At 64.7% G+C, this 23,468-nt stretch carries 22 protein-coding genes; 6 read left to right on the top strand and 16 right to left on the bottom strand.

Going from position 1 to position 23,468, the window contains the following annotated elements; translation table 11 throughout:
- Positions 1 to 29 precede the first annotated feature (29 nt).
- From CAP37_RS13380 to CAP37_RS13315, 14 genes are all read right to left on the bottom strand, one after another.
- Positions 30 to 2,768, bottom strand: coding sequence for a FimV/HubP family polar landmark protein (locus tag CAP37_RS13380; RefSeq protein WP_086124620.1), 2,739 nt, complete (start codon positions 2,766 to 2,768; stop codon positions 30 to 32).
- 226 nt (positions 2,769 to 2,994) lie between these two features.
- A complete protein-coding gene (gene asd / locus CAP37_RS13375; protein WP_086124619.1) occupies positions 2,995 to 4,125 on the bottom strand; it encodes an aspartate-semialdehyde dehydrogenase in 1,131 nt (376 codons plus the stop codon).
- Positions 4,126 to 4,335: 210 nt separating this feature from the next.
- A complete protein-coding gene (gene leuB / locus CAP37_RS13370; RefSeq protein ID WP_086124618.1) occupies positions 4,336 to 5,403 on the bottom strand; it encodes a 3-isopropylmalate dehydrogenase in 1,068 nt (355 codons plus the stop codon).
- 35 nt (positions 5,404 to 5,438) lie between these two features.
- Positions 5,439 to 6,089: a 3-isopropylmalate dehydratase small subunit gene (leuD, locus tag CAP37_RS13365; protein ID WP_086124617.1), complete on the bottom strand. Its 651-nt coding sequence runs from the start codon at positions 6,087 to 6,089 to the stop codon at positions 5,439 to 5,441.
- A gap of 13 nt (positions 6,090 to 6,102) precedes the next feature.
- Positions 6,103 to 6,264 carry an entericidin EcnAB gene (locus CAP37_RS13360; RefSeq protein ID WP_086124616.1) on the bottom strand — a complete coding sequence of 54 codons (162 nt, stop codon included), beginning with the start codon at positions 6,262 to 6,264 and terminating at the stop codon, positions 6,103 to 6,105.
- Positions 6,265 to 6,298: 34 nt separating this feature from the next.
- Complete coding sequence (gene leuC / locus CAP37_RS13355; RefSeq protein ID WP_086124615.1) at positions 6,299 to 7,720, bottom strand: 3-isopropylmalate dehydratase large subunit; 1,422 nt, start codon at positions 7,718 to 7,720, stop codon at positions 6,299 to 6,301.
- A gap of 31 nt (positions 7,721 to 7,751) precedes the next feature.
- Complete coding sequence (locus tag CAP37_RS13350; RefSeq protein WP_086124614.1) at positions 7,752 to 8,678, bottom strand: LysR family transcriptional regulator; 927 nt, start codon at positions 8,676 to 8,678, stop codon at positions 7,752 to 7,754.
- 157 nt (positions 8,679 to 8,835) lie between these two features.
- Positions 8,836 to 10,146, bottom strand: a complete 1,311-nt coding sequence (locus tag CAP37_RS13345; RefSeq protein WP_086124613.1) for a citrate synthase — start codon at positions 10,144 to 10,146, stop codon at positions 8,836 to 8,838.
- A 22-nt stretch (positions 10,147 to 10,168) separates the two neighbouring features.
- Positions 10,169 to 10,459 carry a succinate dehydrogenase assembly factor 2 gene (locus CAP37_RS13340; RefSeq protein WP_086124612.1) on the bottom strand — a complete coding sequence of 97 codons (291 nt, stop codon included), beginning with the start codon at positions 10,457 to 10,459 and terminating at the stop codon, positions 10,169 to 10,171.
- A 19-nt stretch (positions 10,460 to 10,478) separates the two neighbouring features.
- Positions 10,479 to 11,183 (bottom strand): succinate dehydrogenase iron-sulfur subunit, encoded by a 705-nt coding sequence (locus CAP37_RS13335; RefSeq protein WP_086124611.1) that lies wholly within the window; start codon positions 11,181 to 11,183, stop codon positions 10,479 to 10,481.
- Positions 11,184 to 11,219: 36 nt separating this feature from the next.
- Positions 11,220 to 13,025: a succinate dehydrogenase flavoprotein subunit gene (gene sdhA, locus CAP37_RS13330; RefSeq protein WP_086124610.1), complete on the bottom strand. Its 1,806-nt coding sequence runs from the start codon at positions 13,023 to 13,025 to the stop codon at positions 11,220 to 11,222.
- Between the two features lie 4 nt (positions 13,026 to 13,029).
- Positions 13,030 to 13,395 (bottom strand): succinate dehydrogenase, hydrophobic membrane anchor protein, encoded by a 366-nt coding sequence (sdhD, locus tag CAP37_RS13325; protein ID WP_086124609.1) that lies wholly within the window; start codon positions 13,393 to 13,395, stop codon positions 13,030 to 13,032.
- Between the two features lie 22 nt (positions 13,396 to 13,417).
- Complete coding sequence (gene sdhC, locus CAP37_RS13320; RefSeq protein WP_086124608.1) at positions 13,418 to 13,849, bottom strand: succinate dehydrogenase, cytochrome b556 subunit; 432 nt, start codon at positions 13,847 to 13,849, stop codon at positions 13,418 to 13,420.
- Between the two features lie 178 nt (positions 13,850 to 14,027).
- Positions 14,028 to 14,822 (bottom strand): GntR family transcriptional regulator, encoded by a 795-nt coding sequence (locus CAP37_RS13315; RefSeq protein ID WP_086124607.1) that lies wholly within the window; start codon positions 14,820 to 14,822, stop codon positions 14,028 to 14,030.
- Between the two features lie 144 nt (positions 14,823 to 14,966).
- Between CAP37_RS13315 and CAP37_RS13310 the strand changes: the two genes are divergently transcribed.
- The 5 genes from CAP37_RS13310 (at position 14,967) to map (ending at position 20,841) form a co-directional block, all read left to right on the top strand.
- Positions 14,967 to 15,953: a malate dehydrogenase gene (locus CAP37_RS13310; protein ID WP_086124606.1), complete on the top strand. Its 987-nt coding sequence runs from the start codon at positions 14,967 to 14,969 to the stop codon at positions 15,951 to 15,953.
- Positions 15,954 to 15,971: 18 nt separating this feature from the next.
- Complete coding sequence (locus CAP37_RS13305) at positions 15,972 to 16,970, top strand: CoA ester lyase (protein WP_256926963.1); 999 nt, start codon at positions 15,972 to 15,974, stop codon at positions 16,968 to 16,970.
- Positions 16,971 to 17,029: 59 nt separating this feature from the next.
- Positions 17,030 to 19,633: a bifunctional aconitate hydratase 2/2-methylisocitrate dehydratase gene (gene acnB / locus CAP37_RS13300; protein WP_086124604.1), complete on the top strand. Its 2,604-nt coding sequence runs from the start codon at positions 17,030 to 17,032 to the stop codon at positions 19,631 to 19,633.
- 162 nt (positions 19,634 to 19,795) lie between these two features.
- Positions 19,796 to 20,050: a ParD-like family protein gene (locus CAP37_RS13295; RefSeq protein WP_086124603.1), complete on the top strand. Its 255-nt coding sequence runs from the start codon at positions 19,796 to 19,798 to the stop codon at positions 20,048 to 20,050.
- Positions 20,050 to 20,841, top strand: coding sequence for a type I methionyl aminopeptidase (gene map / locus CAP37_RS13290; protein ID WP_086124602.1), 792 nt, complete (start codon positions 20,050 to 20,052; stop codon positions 20,839 to 20,841). Before CAP37_RS13295 ends, map begins: the two co-directional genes overlap by 1 nt.
- Positions 20,842 to 20,885: 44 nt before the next feature.
- On the opposite strand, the gene CAP37_RS13285 is transcribed toward map, so the two are convergent.
- Positions 20,886 to 21,713, bottom strand: coding sequence for a helix-turn-helix domain-containing protein (locus tag CAP37_RS13285; protein WP_373271080.1), 828 nt, complete (start codon positions 21,711 to 21,713; stop codon positions 20,886 to 20,888).
- A gap of 114 nt (positions 21,714 to 21,827) precedes the next feature.
- On the opposite strand from CAP37_RS13285, the gene CAP37_RS13280 reads away from it, so the two are divergent.
- Positions 21,828 to 22,241: a hypothetical protein gene (locus CAP37_RS13280; protein ID WP_086124601.1), complete on the top strand. Its 414-nt coding sequence runs from the start codon at positions 21,828 to 21,830 to the stop codon at positions 22,239 to 22,241.
- A 63-nt stretch (positions 22,242 to 22,304) separates the two neighbouring features.
- Here the strand turns inward: CAP37_RS13280 and CAP37_RS13275 are convergent, their stop codons facing one another.
- A complete protein-coding gene (locus tag CAP37_RS13275; RefSeq protein ID WP_086124600.1) occupies positions 22,305 to 23,462 on the bottom strand; it encodes an outer membrane beta-barrel protein in 1,158 nt (385 codons plus the stop codon).
- Positions 23,463 to 23,468 lie beyond the last annotated feature (6 nt).

Here is a 23,468-nt window from a genome sequence, read left to right as displayed (position 1 = left end):
CTGTGTAAAGGGGGAATCAAGCCAGCGCGTCAGGCCAGGTCGGCGAGGAAAGTGCCGGCCTTGGTCTTGAGCGTGCCCGAGGCCTCGGCGAGCACTTCCTCGGCCAGCGATCGGGCACCTTCGAAGTCGCCAATGGCGCGGAACTCTTCGGCCAGCGAGAGCTTGGTCTCCAGCGGGTTCTCTTCCGTCAGGCGGCCCGAGCTGGTGTTGTCGTCTTGCGGCATTCTGGACGGCGCTGCGTCCAGATCAAGATTAATGTCGTTGAGGTTGAACGACATCATTTCAGGCATGGCGGCGGGCTGGCTGGGTGCCGCCACAGGCGCCGGTACATCGAGGTCCAGCGACATGGGTGCCGGCTGATCGAGCGAGCCCCGCAGCGAGGTGGTCTCGCTCGCGGCCGCTGCATCGCCATTGGGGCCGAGGGGTGCCGGGCCGGAGGGGAAGTCGAGGTCGAAGTCCATCGACATGGAGGGCGAAGCTTCTTTCTCGTCGACGCGCTGGCTCGTCAGGGCCTCTGTGGCATTGAGATCGTCCATGCCGGAAAGTGCGGCGTCGGATGTGGCGGCGCGGCCAGTGCTCGTGGCGCCCAGCGGCGCGGGCGCCGATGGCTCATCCAGCGAGAAGTCCAGATCGAGGTCAAGGTTCGCCAGGTCCGACGGTGTGCCGGCGTTGCCGGTTTCGGCCAGCGTGCTGCTGGCGAACGGCATGGTGTTCATGCCGGCGCCTGCCAGGCCCGCAACAGCGCCCGCCTTCACGGCAGGAACGCCGCCCGGCTGGTACAGGGGGTTGGAGGGATCGAGCTCACGGCCGATCTCGCAGGCATGCTCCCATTCGGGCCCCTGACCCTGCGTCAGGCCGTAAGCCTCGGTGGCCACCACCTCGAAGGCGCGCGCGTCGCGGCGCTTGGCGTAGATTTCCAGCAGTTTGTTGTGAATGGCCACACGCGTTGGCGTGCTGCGCATCGCTTCCTTGAGGATTTCCTCGGCTTGCAGATCGCGACCGTAAGCGAGGTACACGTCGGCTTCGGCCACCGGGTCCACGTCGCCAGCCGCATCGAGCTGACTGGGCGAATACACCATGGACGAACCGGACGCCACCGACTCTGCGGTGTCGATGCGCTGGCCGCCGCTGGATCCGAAGAAGGAATCGGGCTGGAGGCGGCTTTCAAGGAACGAGCTGTCCACGCTTGAACCGTGCTTGCGCTGACGCAGGCGGTAGAAGCCGAAAGCCGCCAGCAAGGCCAGCAGGCCACCGGCCAGAGGCAACACCAGCGGGTTGTCACGCAACTGGTCGATGAAGGAAGGCTCGTCGGGAAGCGGAACCGGCACTGGCCTCGGGGGCGCCACCTGTGCGGGCGTGGTGGAGGGGGCAGAGGCAGCGGGTTCTGCTGGCGCCGCTGCGGGTGGTGCAGCGGCTGGCTCGGACGCAGCCCCCACAGGCGGAGGTGTCGTGGGCAAGGTCACTGCCGGTGCGGCAGGTGGAGGTGCCTCGGCAGCGGGTGCTGTCGCGGGGGGCGTCATTGCAGGCGCTGTGGGTGCTGTGGGTGCTGCTGGTGCGGCAGGCGCAGCAGCAGGCGGCGTGGCGGCTGTGCCCGGCGCAGAGCCGCCGCCCAGCTTGGACAGTTCCTCGATGTTGCGCGAGAGTTCGGCCACCCGATTTGAAGCGTCCTTGGTCTGGCGCTCCTTGGCGATCTGGGCCTCGCGGCTGGCCTGGCTGGCGGCAGCCGCAGCGGCTTCCTTCGACAGCGTGAGCTTGTCGGCGGACGGGGCGGCGGGCTTGGCTTCCTTCACCTCGGTCTGGATCTGACCTGCAGCCTGACGGTCGGCGGCAGCGACGCCGGCATCGGGCACGCTGCCTGCAAGGCGGCGTCGGAACTCGTTGAAGTCGCGGCTCTGGGCGGCGATGGTCTGCCGCGCTTCACCCGGATTGATGGCTGCGGCTTCCTGCTGGGCCGGCAGATCGAGCACCGAACCCGCCTTGATGCGGTTGACATTGCCACCAATGAACGCGTTCGGGTTGGAGCGCAACATGGCGACCAGCATCTGGTCGAGCGAGACGTTGGCAGGGCGGTTCGCCGCTGCAATGCGGCCAGCCGTGTCGCCCGACTGCACGCGCACCTGACCGCCGCCGCCAGATGCAGCCGGTGCGGAGGTGGGGGCAGGGGCAGGGGCAGGACTTGCGACGGGTGCTGGTGCACTGGCCGCCGGGAGCGCGGGCTGAGGTGCGCGGGCGGCTGGTGCCGGCGCCATCGGCGGAATGGGCCTCGGAGCTTGAGTGCTGGAAGGCGCGGGGGCAGAGACGCCCGGTGCCACTGGTACAGGCTGGGGCGCCGGACGAAGGTTGGGTGGATCGAACAGGAGCGTGTAGTCGCGCACGATGCGGCCCGACGACCAGTTGGCTTCGACGATCAGGTCGACGAAGGGCTCGGTCATGGGGCGCGAGCTGGTCAGGCGCAGGAAAGCGCGGCCATCGGCACGTCGCTGCAGGCTGATCTGAACACTGCTCAACGCGGCACCGTAGTCCACGCCGGCGGCCCGGAAGGCGTCCGTTGAAGCCAGACCCACTCGGAGGCTGGAAGCTTCTTCGCTGTTGATGTCGGGCACGTCGATTTCGGCGCGCAGGGGCTCGCCCAGCGCTGACTGGACGACCACCCGGCCCAGCGCGAGCGCGTGGGCATCAGAGGGGTGCAGCAGGCTTGTGCAAAGCAGTGCCGCCGCGGCGACCGCATGCAACCGGGCAAGACCTCGAACTCCTACGCTTTGTTGCAAGGATCGGGTCTGTGGAGATGGGGTTTGGCGGGGGGTGGATGGCACTTGGACCTCGACGTAAAAAACCGAGAATTGACCTTAACATCAACAGATTACGGTGACAAGCTGAGAATCCGCTTGAGTTTCTCAGCCGGTCATCTACTGCGACGAGGCGTAGCGTTTGCGTTGCAGAGGCGCAACGTGATCGCCCGCCACCAGATACAAGGTCCGCTCTTCCCCCGGTGCCTCAGGACTCCAGCAGGATGCGCAGCATCCGCCGCAGCGGTTCGGCCGCGCCCCAGAGCAACTGGTCACCGATGGTGAATGCGCCCACATACTCCGGGCCCATCGCCAGCTTGCGCACGCGTCCCACAGGGATGGTCATGGTGCCGGTCACTGCCACTGGGGTCAGATCCCGAAGCGTGGCTTCCTTGGTGTTCGGCACCACCTTCACCCAGTCGTTGTCGGCGGCGATCATGGCCTCGATATCGGCCACGAGCACGTCCTTCTTGAGCTTGAAAGTGAGCGCCTGGCTGTGGCAGCGCATGGCACCCACGCGAACGCAGAAGCCGTCCACCGGAATGGCCGCCGAATCGAAGCCTTCGCCCATGCCGAGGATCTTGTTGGTCTCGGCCATGCCCTTCCACTCTTCCTTGGACATGCCGTTGCCCAGGTCCTTGTCGATCCAGGGGATCAGAGAGCCACCCAGCGGGACACCGAAATTGGCGGTTTCGGCTTCGCTCAGGGCACGCTGGCGCGCAATGACCTTGCGATCGATCTCCAGGATGGCACTCTTGGGATCGTCCAGAAGAGCCCGCACTTCGGCGTTGAGCGTGCCGTACTGCGTGAGCAACTCGCGCATGTGCTGTGCGCCGCCACCTGAGGCAGCCTGGTAGGTCTGGGTGCTCATCCACTCCACGAGGCCGGCCTTGTAGAGAGCGCCCACCCCCATGAGCATGCAGCTCACGGTGCAGTTGCCCCCGATCCAGTCTTTGCCGCCGTTGGCGAGGGCCTTCTGGATCACGGGCAGGTTGACCGGGTCGAGAATGATGACGGCGTCTTTTTCCATGCGCAGCGCAGACGCGGCGTCGATCCAGTGGCCCTTCCAGCCTGCAGCGCGCAGCTTGGGATAGACCTCGTTGGTGTAGTCGCCGCCTTGGGCGGTGATGACGATGTCGCAGCGCTCCAAGGCTGCAATGTCGTGCGCATCCTGCAGGGTGGTTTCGTTTTTCGCCATGGCCGGGGCCTTGCCGCCGGCATTCGAGGTGGAGAAGAACAGCGGTTCGATCAGGTCGAAATCGTTTTCCGCCGCCATGCGATCCATCAGCACGGAACCGACCATGCCGCGCCAGCCTACGAGGCCTACCAACTTGCTCATTTGAACGCCCTTTCAGTTAAAAACAGTGCAGACCAGACTGTTTGCCCCGGCTCGTCTGGCCAGGGAGGGCGCACGACGATTCCGGAGCTGGATCAGCCCTTAATGGTCGTGGTTTTGGTGGAGATTGCGCGCGCGGCCACACCCACCATGGCGGTGGATGCGAGGTTCAGGTCGAACAGGCGGGCGGCAAACATGGGTGGAGATTCTAGCTCAGAGCGCGCGCAACACGGCGTCACCCATTTCGATGGTGCCCACCTTCGTGGTGCCCTCGCTGTGGATGTCGGGCGTGCGCAGACCCTGGGCCAGCACCTTCTGCACCGCCGCCTCGATGCGCTGCGCGGCGGCTTCCTGGTTCAGGCTGAAGCGCAGCATCATGGCCGCACTCATGATGGTGGCGAGCGGGTTGGCAATGCCCTTGCCCGCGATGTCGGGGGCGCTGCCATGGCTGGGTTCGTAAAGGCCCTGGTTCTTCGTGTTCAGCGAAGCCGAGGGCAGCATGCCGATGGAGCCGGTGAGCATGGAGGCTTCGTCAGAGAGGATGTCGCCAAACATGTTGCCCGTGACGACGACGTCGAACTTCTTGGGTGCGCGCACCAGTTGCATCGCCGCGTTGTCCACATACATGTGATCGAGTTCGACATCCGGGTACTGCTGATGAACCTCGGTGACCACATCCTTCCAGAACTGGAAGGTCTCCAGCACGTTGGCCTTGTCCACGCTGGTGACCTTCTTGCTGCGTTTGCGCGCGGCCTGAAAAGCCACGTGGGCAATGCGCTCGATCTCCGGCTTGCTGTAGCGCATGGTGTCGAACGCCTCTTCGGCACCGGGGAAGTGACCATCGGTGGCGGTGCGCCGGCCGCGCGGCTGGCCGAAATAGATGTCGCCGGTGAGCTCGCGGATGATGAGGATGTCCAGCCCCGCAATGATCTCGGGCTTGAGGCTGGAGGCGCCGACCAGCTCGGGGTAGCAGATGGCGGGGCGGAAGTTGGCGAACAGGCCCATGTGTTTGCGCAAGCCCAATATGGCCTGCTCGGGGCGCAGGGGGCGGTCGAGCTTGTCGTACTTCCAGTCGCCCACGGCGCCAAACAGCACGGCGTCGGCGTCCATGGCCAGCTTCAAGGTGGACTCGGGCAGGGGGTGGCCGTAGGCCTCGTACGCCGCGCCGCCCACCAGTGCGGATTCCATCTCGAAGGGCAGGTCGAGTGCGTTGAGAACCCGGACCGCCTCGGCCACGATTTCGGTGCCGATGCCGTCACCCGGAAGAACTGCGATTTTCATGAATGGTTTTGAGTTGATTGAGCAGATAACGGGTTTCAGGCCGGCATGGTGTGGGCGAGCCACGGCTTGGTGGCCAGGCGCTCCGCTTCGAAGGCGGCGATCTTGTCCTTGTAGCGCAGTGTCAGGCCGATGTCGTCCAGCCCGTTGATCAGGCAGTATTTGCGGAAAGCCTGCACGTCGAACGGAAGTTCTCCCCCTTGTGGCTTGATCACCACCTGGCGTTCCAGGTCGATGGTGAGTTCGTAGCCGGGGAAAGCGAGCACCTCATCGAACAACTGGGCCACTTGGGCTTCGGGCAGCACGATCGGCAGCAGCCCGTTCTTGAAGCAGTTGTTGAAGAAGATGTCGGCGTAGCTGGGTGCGATCAGCGCGCGAAACCCGTACTGATCGATGGCCCAGGGTGCGTGCTCGCGCGACGAGCCGCAGCCGAAATTCTTGCGCGCCAGCAGCACCGAGGCTCCTGCGTAGCGCGGTTGGTTCAGCACGAAGTCCGGGTTGGGCTTTCGACTGGCCGGGTCCTGGCCGGGCTCACCCTTGTCAAGGTAGCGCCATTCGTCAAACAGGTTCTGGCCGAAGCCGGTCTTGCGGATCGACTTCAGGAACTGCTTGGGGATGATCGCGTCGGTGTCGACGTTCTCGCGGTCCATGGGAGCCACGAGACCCTTGTGGAGGGTGAATTTCTGCATGGTGTTGCGCGCGTTATTTCGCGACGTCCTGAATTTTTTCGCCCGCTTTTTCAACCCCTTTGCCAGCAGCCTGGCCGGCCTGTTTGGCGTCTTGTTTGACACCGCTCCAGGTGTTGCAGCCGCCGAGGGACAGCGACAGGATCAGGGCTGCGAAGATGCATGCGATGGTTTTCATGAGGGTCTCCAGTGGTGGGTTGCGGGGTGGGTGATCAGGCAAAGGTGCGAACGTCCACGAAGTGGCCGTGCACGGCGGCCGCGGCGGCCATGGCGGGGGAAACGAGGTGCGTGCGGCCACCGGCGCCCTGGCGGCCTTCAAAGTTGCGGTTGCTGGTGGAGGCGCAGCGCTCACCGGGCTCCAGGCGATCGGCGTTCATGGCCAGGCACATCGAGCAACCGGGCTCGCGCCATTCAAAGCCAGCGGCCTTGAAGATTTCGTGCAGGCCTTCGCGCTCCGCCTGCGCCTTCACCAGGCCCGAGCCAGGCACCACCATGGCGAGCTTGACGTTCCGGGCCACTTTCTGACCAAGCTTCTTGACCACCGCAGCGGCTTCACGCATGTCTTCGATGCGGCTGTTGGTGCAGGATCCGATGAACACCTTGTCGACAAAGATGTCGTTGAGCGCCTTGCCGGGCTGCAGGTCCATGTAGGCGAGCGCGCGTTCGATGGCGCCGCGCTTGCTGGCGTCCTTTTCGCGATCGGGGTCCGGCACGTGACCGTCAATGCCGAGCACCATTTCGGGCGAGGTACCCCAGGTCACCTGCGGCACGATCTTCGCGGCGTCGAGTTCGACCAGCGTATCGAACTTTGCATCGGCGTCGGAGCGCAGCGTCTTCCAGTACGCCACGGCCTGATCCCACTCGACGCCGGTGGGCGAGAGGGGGCGGCCCTTGACATATTCGATGGTTTTTTCGTCCACCGCCACCAGACCGGCGCGCGCGCCCGCCTCGATGGCCATGTTGCACACCGTCATGCGGCCTTCCATGCTGAGGGCGCGGATGGCAGCGCCACCGAATTCGATGGTGTAACCCGTGCCACCGGCGGTGCCGATGCGGCCGATGATGGCGAGCACGATGTCTTTGGCGGTGCAGCCTTTGGCGAGCTGGCCTTCCACACGCACCAGCATGTTCTTCGCCTTTTTGGCCAGCAGGGTCTGCGTGGCCAGCACATGTTCGACTTCGCTGGTGCCGATGCCGTGGGCCAGCGCGCCGAACGCGCCGTGGGTGGAGGTGTGGCTGTCGCCGCAGACCACCGTCATGCCAGGCAGGGTGGCGCCGTTTTCGGGACCGATCACGTGCACGATGCCCTGGCGTTTGGACATGAAGGGGAAGAACGCCGCCGCACCGAATTCGGCGATGTTGCTGTTCAGCGTGGTGATCTGTTCCTTGCTGATCGGGTCGGTGATGCCGTCGTAGCCGAGGTCCCAGCCAGTGGTGGGCGTGTTGTGGTCGGCCGTGGCCACCACCGAGCTTACGCGCCACACCTTGCGGCCAGCCTGGCGCAGGCCCTCGTAGGCCTGCGGGCTGGTGACTTCGTGCACCAGGTGGCGGTCGATATAGAGGACGGACGTGCCGTCTTCCTCGGTGTGGACAACGTGTTCGTCCCAGATCTTGTCGTAGAGCGTGCGTGGCATGGCGTGGGCTTGTCTCGTGGAGGGATGGATTTTAGGCGGCTTGCTGCAGGTCGTCGGCCTGAAGGTGATCCACCAGAAGGCGCGCCGAGGCGGGAAGGCTGGAGAAATCGCGCGCCACCAGCAGCAGCTGGCGCTGCGCCCAGGCGTCGGTCAGTGGCAGGGCCTGCAGCGCGTCGCCTGCGTGCAGCAGCTCGAAGGCGCGCTCGGGCATCACACCCACGCCAAGGCCGTTGGCGATCATGCGACACATCGCGTCGAGACCGGTCACGCGGATGCGCACGCGCACGGTGGCGCCCGCCTGGGTGGCTGCCTGGTGCGTGGCCAGGTGGATGGAGCTGTTGGCGTGCAGGCCCACGTGGTCGAATGGCAGCGAGGCCGCAAAAGACACAGGCCCTGAACTGGCGAGCGCGTGCCCGTGCGGCACCACCAGCACGAGCCGGTCGCGCCGGTAGGGAAGGGTCTGCAGGCCCATGGTGCCCATGGCGCCATTGCAGAGGCCCAGATCGGCAGCGCCTTCCTGCACGGCGCGCAACACCTCGGGGCTCAGGTGCTCTTCCAAGTCGATCTTGACCTCGGGATGCAGGCGGGCAAAGGCGCCCAGGTCTTCCGGCAGAAATTGCACGATGGCCGAAATGCTGGCGTGCACGCGCACGTGGCCACGGACACCGTCCGCGTACTCGGCCAGCTCAGCCTGCATCTTCTCCAACCCGAACAGCACCGCCCGCGCGTGGTGCAGCAGGCCTTCTCCCGCAGGCGTCAGGCGCACGCCGCGCGCATGGCGGTGAAAAAGAGTCGTGCCCAGCGCGGTTTCCAGGTCCGACAGGCGCTTGCTCACCGCCGATGCCGCAATGAATTCGCGCTCGGCTGCTCGACCAATGCTGCCCAGCTCGCACACGGCCACGAAGAGCTGCAGCGAGGTGAGGTCGATCTGGCGAGCGAAGTTGCGTTCGGAGAGCATGGGCTTTTGGCTTCTCGTTATGAGATGCCAGCGAATCATTTTCCTTCATGAATCGGAGGTGTGGCATCTCCAATGGCGATGGTTGCTTTGCTTCTGCGCGAAGGCATGGACGAAAAAAGGCCCGCTCGTTGGCGGGCCTTGTTCGAGGCTGAACGGCTCAGCGGCTGGTGATCGGCTTGATATCGCGTCGCTCCGAGCCGGTGAAGAGCTGGCGCGGGCGGCCGATCTTGTATTCCGGGTCGCTGATCATTTCGTTGAGCTGGGCGATCCAGCCCACCGTGCGGGCCAGCGCGAAGATGCCGGTGAACAGGTTGACCGGGATGCCGATGGCGCGCTGCACGATGCCGGAGTAGAAGTCCACGTTCGGGTACAGCTTGCGCGAGACGAAGTACTCGTCTTCCAGAGCGATCTTCTCCAGCTCCTTGGCCAGCTTGAAGAGGGGATCGTTTTCCAGGCCGAGTTCCTGCAGCACTTCGTTGCAGGTTTCCTGCATGAGCTTGGCGCGGGGGTCGTAGTTCTTGTAGACGCGGTGGCCAAAGCCCATCAGCTTGACGCCGGAGTTCTTGTCCTTGACCTTCTCCATGAATTCGCCGACCTTGGACACGCCGCCCTGGCGCTGGATGTCTTCCAGCATGTTCAGGCAGGCTTCGTTGGCGCCGCCGTGGGCGGGGCCCCAAAGGCAGGCCACGCCCGCTGCGATCGCGGCGAAGGGGTTGGTGCCCGACGAGCCACACAGGCGCACGGTGGAGGTGGAGGCGTTCTGCTCGTGGTCGGCGTGCAGGATGAAGATGCGGTCCAGCGCGCGTTCCAGCACCGGGTTGACCTGGTATTCCTCGCACGGCGTGCCGAACATCATGCGCAGGAAGTTGCCCGAATAGCTCAGGTCGTTCTTCGGGTACATGTAGGGCTGGCCAATGCCGTACTTGTAGGCCATGGCCACCAGCGTGGGCATCTTGGCAATCAGGCGAATGGCAGCGATCTCGCGGTGCTTCGGATTGTTGATGTCCGTGCTGTCGTGGTAGAAGGCCGACAGCCCGCCCACCAGGCCGGTCAGCACCGCCATCGGATGGGCGTCGCGACGGAAGCCGCGCAGGAAAAACTGCATCTGCTCGTTGACCATGGTGTGGTTGATCACGAGTTTGTGGAAGTCGCCACGCTCTTTCTCGTTCGGCAGTTCGCCGTTGAGCAGCAGATAGCAGGTGTCGAGGTAGTCGCACTGGGTGGCCAGCTGCTCGATGGGGTAGCCGCGGTACAGCAGTTCGCCTTTGTCACCGTCGATGTAGGTGATGGCCGACTGGCAGGCGGCAGTGGACAGGAAGCCCGGGTCGTAGGTGAACATGCCGGTCTGCGCGTAGAGCTTGCGGATGTCGATCACGTCCGGCCCGATGCTGCCGGCGTACACCGGCAGATCCACGCTGGGGCTGCCGTTGGAGAACGACAGGGTGGCTTTGTTGTCTACGAGTTTCATGCGGTTTCCTTTTAAGGCTGACTTAAACGGGTTGCCGGGCGGCGCGAAGCATGCCCAGCACTTGCGTGACATCGTCACGGACCAGATCACCCTCTGGAGGCTTGCGGCCCAGCAACAGATCGAGCAGATCGTTGTCGGACAGATCCATCAAGACCCCCAGGGCATCGGCCTGACCCACGGTCAAGCCAGATTCGTGCCTGGCAAAGAAGCGCTCGATGAACAGATCGTTCTCGAGCAGCCCGCGGCGGCACCTCCAGCGCAGTTTGCTCAGAGCGCGTTCGTCGAGCAGGGCTTCGGTGGTGGTGGCGTCCATGGGTGCGGTGGGCGTGTGCTCAGACCGAGCGCATCACCATCATTTCCTTGATCTTGCCGATCGCCTTTGTGGGATTCAGGCCCTTCGGGCAGACATCCACGCAGTTCATGATGGTGTGGCAGCGGAACAGGCGGTAAGGGTCTTCCAGGTTGTCCAGGCGTTCGCTCGTGGCTTCGTCGCGGCTGTCGGCGATGAAGCGGTAGGCCTGGAGCAGGCCGGCAGGGCCAACGAACTTGTCCGGGTTCCACCAGAAGCTCGGGCAGCTCGTGGAGCAGCTGGCGCACAGGATGCATTCGTAGAGGCCGTTGAGCTCGTCGCGCTCTTCAGGGCTTTGCAGGCGTTCCTTCTCGGGCGCTACCGACTCATTGATCAGGTAGGGCTTGATGCTGTTGTACTGCTTGAAGAACAGCGTCATGTCCACGATCAGGTCGCGCACCACGGGCAGACCAGGAAGCGGCTTCAAGGTAATCACGCCAGGCAGCGTGTTCATGTTGGTCAGGCAGGCCAGACCGTTCTTGCCATTGATGTTCATCGCGTCAGAGCCGCACACGCCTTCGCGGCAGGAACGGCGGAAGGAGATGGACGGGTCGACCGCCTTCAGCTTCATCAGCGCGTCCAGCAGCATGCGCTCATGTCCATCGAGCTCCACCTCGATGGTCTGCATGTACGGCTTCGCGTCCTTTTCGGGGTCGTAGCGGTAAATCTTGAATGTGCGTTTGGCCATGGTGTTTTTTCTCCGAGCGTCGTGGGAACGGTGGTGTCAGAAAGTGCGTACCTTGGGGGGCACCGACTCCACGGTCAGGGGCTTCAGGTTGACAGGCTTGTAGGTCAGGCTGTTGTCGGCGCTGTGCCACAGCGTGTGCTTCATCCACTCCGCGTCGTTGCGACCCAGCGGGAACTGCGCATCGTCGGCCGGTCGCTCGTAATCGTTGACGGTGTGGGCGCCGCGGCATTCGTGGCGGGCAGCGGCCGAGGTCATGGTGGCCTGCGCGCACTCGATCAGGTTCTCGACTTCGAGCGCCTCGATGCGCGCGGTGTTGAACACCTTGGACTTGTCCTTGAGTGCAATGGCGGCCACGCGTGCGCGCATCGCGTTGATCTTGACCACGCCTTCGTCCATGCTGGCCTGGGTGCGGAACACGCCGGCGTGCAGCTGCATCGCGGTGCGCAGGTCGTTGGCCACATCCTGCGAATACTCACCGTCGGTGGCGTTGTCCAGCCGAGCCAGGCGGGCCAGCGTCTTGTCGGCAGCGTCGGCCGGGAGCGGCTTCTGGGTCTTGTTCTTGTCGTTGTACTGCACGATGTGGTTGCCGGCCGCGCGGCCAAACACCAGCAGGTCGAGCAGCGAGTTGGTGCCCAGGCGGTTGGCGCCGTGCACGCTTACGCAGGAACATTCACCCACTGCGTACAGACCGTTGACCACCTTCTGGCTGCCCTGCCCATCGGGCGTGACGACCTGGCCATGGATGTTCGTCGGGATGCCACCCATCTGGTAGTGGATGGTCGGCACAACGGGGATCGGATCCTTGGTGATGTCGACGTTGGCAAAGTTGTGCCCGATCTCGTAGACCGAGGGCAGGCGCTTCATGATGTCGTTGACGCCGATGTGCGTCATGTCGAGGTGGATGTAGTCCTTGTTCGGACCACAACCACGCCCTTCCTTGATTTCCTGGTCCATGCAGCGGGAGACGAAGTCGCGGGGCGCCAGGTCTTTCAGCGTGGGCGCGTAGCGCTCCATGAAACGATCGCCATTGGCGTTGCGAAGAATCGCACCTTCACCGCGGCAGCCTTCGGTGAGCAGCACGCCCGCGCCGGCCACGCCGGTGGGGTGAAACTGCCAGAACTCCATGTCCTGCAGCGGGATGCCGGCGCGTGCCGCCATGCCCAGGCCGTCGCCGGTGTTGATGAAGGCGTTGGTGGAAGCCGCGAAGATGCGGCCGGCACCGCCGGTGGCCAGCAGCGTGGTCTTGGCCTCGAGGATGTAGGTTTCGCCGGTTTCCATTTCCAGCGCGGTCACGCCCACCACGTCGCCGCTGGCGTCGCGGATCAGATCGAGCGCCATCCACTCCACGAAGAAGGTGGTGCGCGCCTGCACGTTCTGCTGGTACAGCGTGTGCAGCATGGCATGGCCGGTGCGGTCGGCCGCGGCGCATGCGCGCTGCACCGGCTTTTCACCGTAGTTGGCGGTGTGGCCGCCGAAGGGGCGCTGGTAGATGGTGCCGTCGGGGTTGCGGTCGAACGGCATGCCGAAGTGCTCGAGCTCGTAAACCACCTTGGGTGCTTCACGGCACATGAACTCAATGGCGTCCTGGTCGCCCAGCCAGTCCGAACCCTTGATGGTGTCGTAGAAGTGGTAGTGCCAGTTGTCCTCGTTCATGTTGCCGAGCGAGGCGCCGATGCCGCCTTGCGCAGCCACCGTGTGCGAGCGGGTGGGGAACACTTTGGAAAGCACGGCCACCTTGAGGCCAGCGCGCGCCAGTTGCAGCGAGGCGCGCATGCCGGAGCCGCCGGCACCGACGATGACGACGTCAAACTGACGCTTGGGAAGGGATGCAGATGCGGACATGGCTTCAGAGCCTCCAGAGAACTTGAACAGCCCAGCCCAGGCAGGACAGGAGCCAGACGATGGTGAAGACGTGCAGCGCGAGGCGGATCCCCGCCGGCTTGACGTAGTCCATCCAGATGTCGCGCATGCCCACCCACACGTGGTAGGCCAGGGCCAGGAAGACGGCAAAAGTCAGCGCTTTCATCCACTGGCTGGAGAAGATGGCGGCCCAGCTTTCGTAGCCGATGGGGCCGCGTGTGAACACCACCCGCGCCAGCACGATCAGCGTGAAGATGGCCATGAGGGCGGCCGTGATGCGCTGGGCGAGCCAGTCGCGCAGGCCGTAGTGGGCGCCGGTGACGACGCGCTTGGAACCGTAATTGACAGACATGGTTTTGTTTTCCTGGTCGCGATCAATACAAGCCAAACAACTTGGCGCCCAGCACCACCGTGAGGCCAATGCTCGCCACCAGCGTGACCAGAGCCGAGCTCTTGCCGAATTCCTTGCTCACGGCGTGGAAGGCATCCATGTAGAGGTGGCGCATGCCGGCAATGAGGTGGTGCAGATAGGCCCAGATGAGAGCAAGCACCACCAGCTTGAAAAACCAGCCCGGCACGAAGCCGATGCCGCCGGCAAAGGCCGCGCTGAAGCGTTCGAAGGAAATTTCGGACGACACCGAGGTGTCGAACAGCCAGACAATCAGTGGCAGCAGAAGGAACATCAGGGCGCCGCTGACGCGGTGCAGGATCGACACCCAGGCAGCCGCAGGCATCCGGTAGGTGGTGAGGTCCTTGAATGCGTTGATGTTGCGGTACTCGGGCCGCTTTTTGGTCAACTCGGTCATGGTGGGGCTTTCATCCGGGGAGAGGGGGCGGGAGGAACAGTGGGGGAAAAGAGGCTGTAACTCGTTGGTAACTTCCGTCAACGGTTTTACCAGAGCCCGCAAATTCTATTGCAACGCACCATACCGCAGGCTGACGCGGGGCTGTTGCTGTCTGCGGTAGCCACCACCGGTGCCGCCATCAGCTCAATTCGTTGCGGTAGTGGCGCGCATCGGTGCGGTAGAGGCCGCGCCGAAGCTCCATGGGCTCGTCGTTGTAGGTGAAAGCCAGCCGCTCCACGCTCAGCAGCGGCGTACCCGCAGGCACACCCAGCAGGGGCGCGGACTCTGCGTCGGCACCCACCGCCTTGATTTTTTCCACGGCCCGCACCATGCGCACCCCGAACTGCGTCTCGAACAGGGCATACATCGGACCCTTGTCGTCTGCAAGCGTCTCTGCGGTCAGGCCCTTGAAGGGCACGCCCGGCAGCCAGAGTTCTTCCAGGATGGCCGGTACGCCGTCGAAGGCCAGCACGCGTTTGACCTGCAGCACCGCGTCGCCGGTGCGCAGGGCGAGCTGGCGCGCCACCTCGGCCGGCGCGCGCTGGCGCCTGCATTCGATGATGCGGCGTTCGGCCGGACCCTGGTCCTGCAACGTGCCCGTATCGGGCAGCAGGCGCAGGAAACGGTACTGCGTGTGCTGCTCGGCATGCGTGGCCACGAAGGTGCCCTTGCCTTGCCGGCGCACAAGCAGGTTGTCGGTGGCCAGTTCGTCGATGGCCTTGCGCACCGTGCCCTGGCTGACGCGAAAGCGCGCGGCCAGGTCGAATTCGCTGGGGATCATGTCGCCCGGTTTCCACTCGCCCGCCTGCAGACTGCGCAGGATCAGCGTCTTGATTTGCTGGTACAGCGGGCTGAAAGCCGGCGCGGTGTTGTCCGGCGCTTCGGCAGGCGAAGCGTCGGCAGATGCCGTGGAAATGTGGGACGGAGTGGCCATGCTTTTCAGGCGCCATGGAGGCGCTGGTGAGACGCAATCATATCTTATATAAGACATAAGACAAATTGACGTATCAGGGTTTCCGAGGGTACACTCGCCGGCTGCTTTGATCAATTTCCAACGTCCTTTTCCGGAGTTTTCACCATGAACAAGAAGCCCGTTCGCGTTGCCGTCACTGGCGCCGCTGGCCAGATCGGTTACGCCCTGCTGTTTCGCATCGCCTCCGGCGAAATGCTCGGCAAGGACCAGCCGGTGATCCTGCAACTCCTTGAAATTCCTGACGAAAAGGCCCAGAAGGCGCTCAAGGGCGTGATGATGGAACTCGACGACTGCGCCTTCCCGCTGCTGGTCGGGATGGAAGCCCACAGCGACCCGATGACCGCCTTCAAGGACACCGACTACGCCCTGCTGGTGGGTTCGCGGCCCCGTGGCCCCGGCATGGAGCGTGCCGAGCTGCTGGCCATCAACGGCGCCATCTTCATCGCCCAGGGCAAGGCACTCAATGCGGTGGCTTCGCGCAACGTCAAGGTGCTGGTGGTGGGCAACCCCGCCAACACCAATGCCTACATCGCCATGAAGAGCGCGCCCGATCTGAAGCCGGGCAACTTCACTGCCATGCTGCGCCTGGACCACAACCGCGCTGCCTCGCAGATCGCCACCAAGACCGGCAAGCCGGTGGCCAGCATCAAGAAGCTGGCCGTGTGGGGCAACCACTCGCCCACCATGTACGCCGACTACCGCTTCGCCACCATCGACGGCGCCTCGGTCAAGGACATGATCAACGACCAGGTCTGGAACAAGGACGTGTTCCTGCCCACCGTGGGCAAGCGCGGCGCGGCGATCATCGAGGCGCGTGGCCTGTCTTCCGCCGCCTCGGCCGCCAACGCGGCCATCGACCACATGCGCGACTGGGCGCTGGGCACGAACGGCGAGTGGGTCACCATGGGCATTCCTTCGCAAGGCTGGTATGGCATTCCCAAGGACGTGATGTTCGGTTTCCCCGTCACCTGCGAAAACGGCGAATACAAGGTTGTGGAAGGCCTGACCATCGACGCCTTCTCGCAAGAGTGCATCAACAAGACCCTGGCCGAGCTGCAAGGCGAGCAGGACGGCGTTAAGCACCTGCTGTAACCGGTTGGTAACCGCGAAGTGACCCATCCGCGTTCCATCCTTCTCGGGGCCCAGGCCGGCGCTTTTTCGCTGCCGGTCTGCGACCACTACAGCGGGGTGGAGACGCGAATGCGAAAAAGCCTGGCGCTGCAGGCCGAGATGGCCGAGGAATTTGGCGCCTGCGTGTTCGACGTGACGCTGGATTGCGAGGACGGCGCACCTGTGGGCGGTGAGGCCGAACACGCCCAGCTGGTGATCGAGCTCGCGCTGGCTGCTGCGCCGCAGGCCCGGGTGGCTGTGCGCGTGCACCCTGTGGATCACTCGGCTTTTGACGCCGACGTGGCCACGATAGCTGGCCGCGCGGGGCACCGCCTGTGCCACCTGATGGTGCCCAAGGTGGAATCGGTGGCCGACGTGCAACGCGCGGCGGCGGCGCTTGACGCGGCGGGTGCCACCGCCTTGCCGCTGCACGTGCTCATCGAATCCCCCGCTGCCATCCACCGCGCCTTCGACATTGCGGCCCATCCACGCGTCCAGAGCCTGAGCTTCGGGCTGATGGACTTTGTCTCTGCGCACGGTGGCGCCATTCCTGCGCATGGCATGAGCATCGAAGGCCAGTTTTCGCATCCGCTGGTGCTGCGCGCCAAGCTGGAAATGGCGTCCGCCTGCCATGCGCACGGCAAGGTGCCTGCGCACTGTGTCGTGACCGAGTTCAAGGATCTGGAGGCGCTGGGCGCCGCCGCGCGCAAGGCCGCCGCCGAGCTCGGTTACACCCGCATGTGGAGCATCCACCCCGACCAGATTCGCCCGATCCTGGCGGCGTTCGCTCCGCTGGCGCGCGAGGTGGATACCGCTGCCGCGCTCATCGAACGCGCCATGGCCGCCGACTGGGCGCCCGTGCAGTTCGAGGGCCGCCTGCACGACCGCGCCAGCTACCGCTATTTCTGGCAGGTGCTCGAACGCGCACACCAGACCGGCCTGGCACTGCCCGATGCGGTGCAGCGCCACTTCGCCGAACCCGCTGTGCTCGGGCACTGAGCTTGCTTTCGAGAACTTCATTTTTCTACCCCACGCTTTCCATCCCATCGGAGTACGACATGTCCACCACCTTTCTCACCGACTACCGCGCCCACACCGCCGAGCGCGCTGCGCTGGGTATTCCGCCGCTGCCGCTCGAAGCAAAGCAGGTGGCCGCGCTGATCGAACTGATCAAGTCGCCACCGGCCGGTGAAGAGGCCTTCCTGCTGGACCTGCTCACGCACCGCGTGCCGCCGGGCGTGGATGACGCCGCCAAGGTGAAGGCCAGCTTCCTCGCCGCCGTGGCGCACGGCGACGTGGCGGTAGGCTTGATCTCCAAAACCAAAGCCACCGAGCTGCTCGGCACCATGGTGGGTGGCTACAACGTGCACCCGTTGATCGAATTGCTCGATGACGAGGAAGTGGCGAGCGTGGCGGCCGAAGGCCTGAAGAAGACGCTGCTGATGTTCGACTTCTTCAACGACGTGGCCGAGAAGGCCAAGGCCGGCAACCTGAAGGCGCGCCAGGTCATCCAGAGCTGGGCCGATGCCGAGTGGTTCACCAGCCGCCCGGAAGTGGAAAAAAAGATCACCGTGACCGTGTTCAAGGTGCCCGGCGAAACCAACACCGACGACCTCTCGCCCGCGCCAGATGCCTGGAGCCGCCCGGACATCCCGCTGCACTACCTGGCGATGCTGAAGAACACCCGCGAAGGCGCGGCCTTCAAGCCCGAGGAAGACGGCAAGCGCGGCCCGATGCAGTTCATCGACGACCTGAAGAAGAAGGGTCATCTGGTCGCATACGTGGGCGACGTAGTGGGCACCGGTTCCAGCCGCAAGAGCGCCACCAACAGCGTCATCTGGGCCACCGGCGAGGACATTCCCTTTGTGCCCAACAAGCGCTTCGGCGGCGTCACGCTCGGCGGCAAGATCGCGCCCATCTTCTTCAACACGCAGGAAGACTCCGGCGCGCTGCCGATTGAGGTGGATGTGAGCAAGCTCGAAATGGGCGACGTGATCGACATCCATCCCTACGAAGGCAAGATCACCAAGGACGGCAAGCCGCTGGTCGAGTTCCAGTTGCGCAGCGACGTGCTGTTCGATGAAGTGCGCGCCGGCGGCCGCATCAACCTCATCATCGGCCGCTCGCTCACCGCCAAGGCGCGCGAGTTCCTGGGCCTGGCCGCCAGCACCGCGTTCCGCCTGCCGCAGCCGCCCGCCGCCACCAACGCCGGCTTCACGCTGGCGCAAAAAATGGTGGGGCGCGCCGTGGGCCTGCCCGAAGGTTTCGGCGTGCGCCCAGGCACCTACTGCGAACCCCGCATGACCACCGTGGGCTCGCAGGACACCACTGGCCCCATGACGCGCGACGAGCTGAAGGACCTGGCCTGCCTGGGCTTCAGCGCCGACATGGTGATGCAGTCGTTCTGCCACACGGCGGCGTACCCGAAACCGGTGGACGTGAAGACGCACCGCGAGCTGCCGGCTTTCATCAGCAACCGCGGCGGTGTGGCCCTGCGTCCCGGCGACGGCGTGATCCACTCGTGGCTCAACCGCCTGCTGTTGCCCGACACCGTGGGCACCGGTGGCGATTCGCACACCCGCTTCCCCATCGGCATCAGCTTCCCCGCCGGCTCCGGCCTGGTGGCCTTCGGTGCGGCCACCGGCGTGATGCCGCTGGACATGCCCGAGTCGGTGCTGGTGCGCTTCAAGGGCGAGATGCAGCCGGGCGTGACCCTGCGCGATCTGGTGCACGCGATCCCGCTGTACGCCATCAAGGCCGGCCTGCTGACGGTGGCCAAGGCCGGCAAGATCAACGCTTTCTCCGGCCGCATCCTGGAGATCGAAGGTCTGCCGAACCTCAAGGTTGAACAGGCGTTCGAGCTGAGCGATGCCTCCGCCGAGCGATCGGCCGCAGGCTGCACCATCAAGCTCAACCCCGAGCCGGTCAAGGAGTACCTCACCAGCAACGTGGTGCTGATGAAGAACATGATCGCCAACGGGTACGCCGACAAGCGCTCGCTGGAGCGCCGCATCGAGAAAGTAGAAGCCTGGCTGGCCAACCCGACCCTGCTCGAGGCCGACAAGAACGCCGAGTACGCCCACGTCATCGAGATTGACCTGGCCGACATCAAGGAGCCCATCCTCTGCTGCCCGAACGATCCGGACGATGCCAAGACCCTTTCAGAGGTGGCTGGCACCAAGATCGACGAAGCCTTCATTGGTTCGTGCATGACCAACATTGGCCACTTCCGCGCGGCGGCCAAGCTGCTGGGCGGCCAGCGCGACATCCCGGTCAAGCTGTGGGTGGCACCGCCCACCAAGATGGATGAGAGTGAGCTCATCAAGGAAGGCCACTACTCGGCCTTTGGCACCGCCGGTGCACGCACCGAAATGCCGGGTTGCTCGCTGTGCATGGGCAACCAGGCGCAGGTGCGCGAAGGCGCTACCGTGGTTTCCACATCCACCCGCAATTTCCCGAACCGCCTGGGCAAGAACACCAACGTGTTCCTCGCCTCCGCTGAACTCGCGGCCATCGCGTCCAAGCTGGGTCACCTCCCCACCGTGGCCGAGTACCACGAAGCCATGGGCGTGGTGAACCAGGACGGCGCGGCGATCTACAAGTACCTGAACTTCGACCAGATCGAGGAATATGCGGATGCTGCAAAGGGCGTGACTGCTTGACGGGTTCCCCTGCGCTGCCTTCAGCGTCCTGAGATGAAAAAAGCCGCTGCTTTTGCAGCGGTTTTTTTTTGTGATTCGCCAATGGAGGAGCGCGCCCGCCTGGCGTCAGGGTGGGCATATGAAATGTATATAATTCGCATACATTTCATATAAGGACTTCAGATGGGAATCGTCAAAATTTCGGACCTGATGCACGAGAACCTGCGGTTGGCGGGGACGGCGCTGAGCCGGTCCATCAATGCGCAAGCCGAGCACTGGATGCGCGTCGGCATGCTGACCGAGATGCACCCGGAGCTGGATCACCGCGAAATCTGCCAGCTGATGGTGCGCGCCGAGCTTGCGGGCGGGTTGGACATCGCCCTGGCCGTGGCGCCGCCTGTGGGCAAGCCGCGCACCGTCGCGGCCGGAAAGCACTAGTGGCGCGCAGCATCACCCTCAAATCGGAGGACGACATCCAGATGGCGCGCCAGGCTGGCCGTCTTGCTGCCGAGGTACTCGCGATGGTCGGACCGCATGTCGTGCCGGGAGTGAGCACGCTGGAGCTGGACCGCATCTGCCACGAGCACATCGTGAACGTGCAGGGCGCGATTCCGGCCAACCTGGGCTACCAGGGGTACCCAAAAACCATCCTGACCTCAGTGAACCAGGTGGTGTGCCATGGCATCCCTTCCGCGACCAGGATCCTGAAGAAGGGCGACATCGTCAACATCGATGTCGCCGTCATCCAGGATGGCTGGTTCGGCGACACCAGCCGCATGTACTTTGTGGGCGAGCCGAGCGCCATTGCACGGCGCTTGGTGGAAACCACCTACGAAGCCATGCGGGCGGGCATCCAGCAGGTGCGGCCAGGTGCCACGCTGGGCGACGTCGGCCATGCGATCCAGTCTGTCGCGCATCGCGAACATTTCAGCGTCGTGCGCGAGTACTGCGGGCACGGCATCGGACAGGTCTACCACGACGATCCGAACGTGCTGCACTACGGGCGGCGTGGCGAAGGCCTCAAGCTCGAAGTCGGGATGGTGTTCACCATCGAGCCCATGCTCAACGCCGGCAAGCGAGACATCCGGCAAATGTCCGATGGCTGGACTGTGGTGACGAAAGACCGCTCGCTGTCCGCCCAGTGGGAGCACATGGTGGCCGTCACACCCGCGGGCTACGAGGTGCTGACACCCTGGCCCGACGGCACCGGAACATACGCGCCGGTTTGAAGCCGACGCGGCGCAGGCGCCAGGCTGCCCCCCGCTGGCAGGGCCTACGCCATCGCGCGCAGCATCTCGGCGCTGGCCTCATCCGCCGGAAAGAACGTCTCCAGCGCCAGTTCCTGCAGCGTGATGTCCACCGGTGATCCGAACACCGTGGTGGTGCTCACCAGGTTGAGCACGCCATGGCCGGTGTCGAACTGGAACGGCATGAGCACGCCGTGGTGTTCGCCGGGCAGCGACACGGCTTCGGCGCCGAACGACTCGGGGTAGCCCTTGAGCTCGGCCAGCAGGGCGACAAGCGTCTCGTCGCCCGTGGCGTGGATCTGCTGGCGCAGGCGCTCGAAAAGGTGTTCGCGCCACTGTCGCAGGTTGGCGATGCGCGATGCCAGGCCTTCGGGGTGCAGGCTCAGGCGCAACACGTTGATGGTCCCTTGCAGCAGCGCAGGCGAAGCGCCGGCCATCAGCGGCGGCACCATGCGGTTGGCCATCACCAGGTTCCAGTGCCGGTCCATGGCGAGCGCGGGCCAGGGTTCGTGGCATTCCAGGATGCGCTGGACTGCGGTGCGCGCCGGGGCCATGTCGGGCGCTTCCAATGGCCGCTCGCGGTACATGGGCGCAAAGCCCGCCGCCTCCAGCAGCGCGTTGCGCTCGCGCAGGGGCACTTCGAGCCGGTCCACCAGGCGCAGCACCATGTCGCGGCTGGGGCTGGCGCGGCCGGTTTCCACATAGCTCAGGTGGCGGGTGGACACATCGGCCACATGCGCCAGGTCGAGCTGGCTCAGGCGGCGGCGCTGGCGCCAGTGGCGCAGGCGTTCCCCGAAGGGCGATGGGACGGCTGAAGCGCGGGAGGGGTGGGGCAGAGCGTTCATGGCCGGCATGGTAGGGCACTGCAGCGCAGCTCGGCCATGACCTGTGAGGTCATCGACGCACGGCGCGCCCGGCGTGACGATGGCCACCGGTTTCCCCCGATTTAACCTCTCAAGGAGCACACCATGTCTTTCATCGATTCACTCACCTCCCCAGCCGGTCTCCGCCGCGTGCTTGCGTTCGACGCACTGTCTGGTGCTGCCACCGGCGCCCTTCAACTGGGGTTGACCGCTCTGCTGGCTCAATGGCTGGGCCTGTCCGAAGCCTTGTTGCAAGTTTCGGGCGTGGCCATCTTTGCGTTCGTCGCGCTGGCGGGCTGGCTCGCCCTGCAGGCCGAGCCGCCCCGCGCCGCGCTGGCCGCCATCGTGGTCGGCAATCTGGCCTGGGTTCTGGGTTGCGTGGCGCTGGCCTTTGGCGGTGCGCCCGGTGTCACGGCGCTGGGCGTGGCCTATCTGTTGTTTCAGGCGGTGGTTGTGTTCATCCTCGCGGAACTGCAGTGGATGGGCCTGCGCCGCCAGCGCCTGGCCTTTGCAGCCTGAGGCAAGGCCGCCACAAAAAAAGAAAGCGGCCGAGGCCGCTTTCTTCATGGCCGAAAAGAAGACTCAGCGGGTGCCGGTCACTTCCACGTCGACGCGACGATCCGGCTGCAGGCAGGCCACCAGCGCGGGGGTGCGTTGCGTGCCTTTGCAGTCGCCCGGCCTGGTCACCGGCAGGGTCTCGCCCTTGCCCGCGGCGGAGATCTTTGACGCGTCCAGTCGGCCTGCCGTCACAAGGTAGTTCTTGACCGCCGCGGCGCGCTCTTCAGACAGGTTCTGGTTGTATTCGGCCGTGCCCAGACGGTCGGTGTGGCCCTCGACCGTGATGGTCTGGTACTCAGTGCTGGCCAGATTGCGAGAGAAACCATCGAGTGCGGCACGGCCTTCGGGCCGGATGTCAGAGGCGTCTAAACCAAACAGCGATTCGGCCGACAAGCTCACGCGCCTGGGCTGTACCACCGCTGGAACAACGGGCGAGCTCGGAACGATTTGTGGCGGTGGTGAAGGAGTTGGCACCACAGCGGCTACGGCCACGGGTTCCGGCGCTGCCGCACGGGGTGTCGGGCGAGGTGTCTTTCCGAAGCGATACACCAAGCCGACCGACAGCGTGTCGATATCGCCCTTGTTGCCAATGGCGTCGTTCACCCGGTAGCGCTCGAACTCCAGGCGCATGGAAAGCGCATCGTTGAACGCATAGTTCACGCCGACGCCGAATTTCGCGTTGGATTCGCTTTTGCTGGCGGTCGTGCGGGCCACGTTGACCGCGCCTGTTCCCGCGAATCGGTCATTGACCCGCGCGTGGTTCACACCCACACGGCCGAGCAACGAGAGCCGATCCGTGAGGGGCACCGTACCGACGAGGTCCAGGTTCAGACCCCTGACGCGCATGTCGCCTCTCAGCGAACCGAGCGGTGCGGTGTGGGCGGTGTAGCCGAACTTGCCCAGATCGAAATACCCGCCTTCCACCGCCAGGTGGGGCGTGAGCTGGTAGCCACCGTAGAGTTTGAACGCGGTGTCGCGGTCGCGGTGGTCGATCGACGTGGTGCCCAGGCCCTGCCCCAGCAACCCGCTGGTGATGCGGGGGTCATCGATGTTGGCAGCAGAGCGGCCCACATTGGCGCCTCCATACCAACCCGTGTCTTCGGCCAACGCCTGGGGACTGGCGAGCATCGCCAATGCCAGCAGACTCCACACACTGGCGCTGTAGTTGAGTGTCAGGTTCATAGGGTC

It is taken from the genome of Hydrogenophaga sp. IBVHS1, assembly GCF_002127265.1.
Lineage (GTDB): Bacteria > Pseudomonadota > Gammaproteobacteria > Burkholderiales > Burkholderiaceae_C > Hydrogenophaga.
This window is presented reverse-complemented; position numbering and strand designations above follow the sequence as displayed.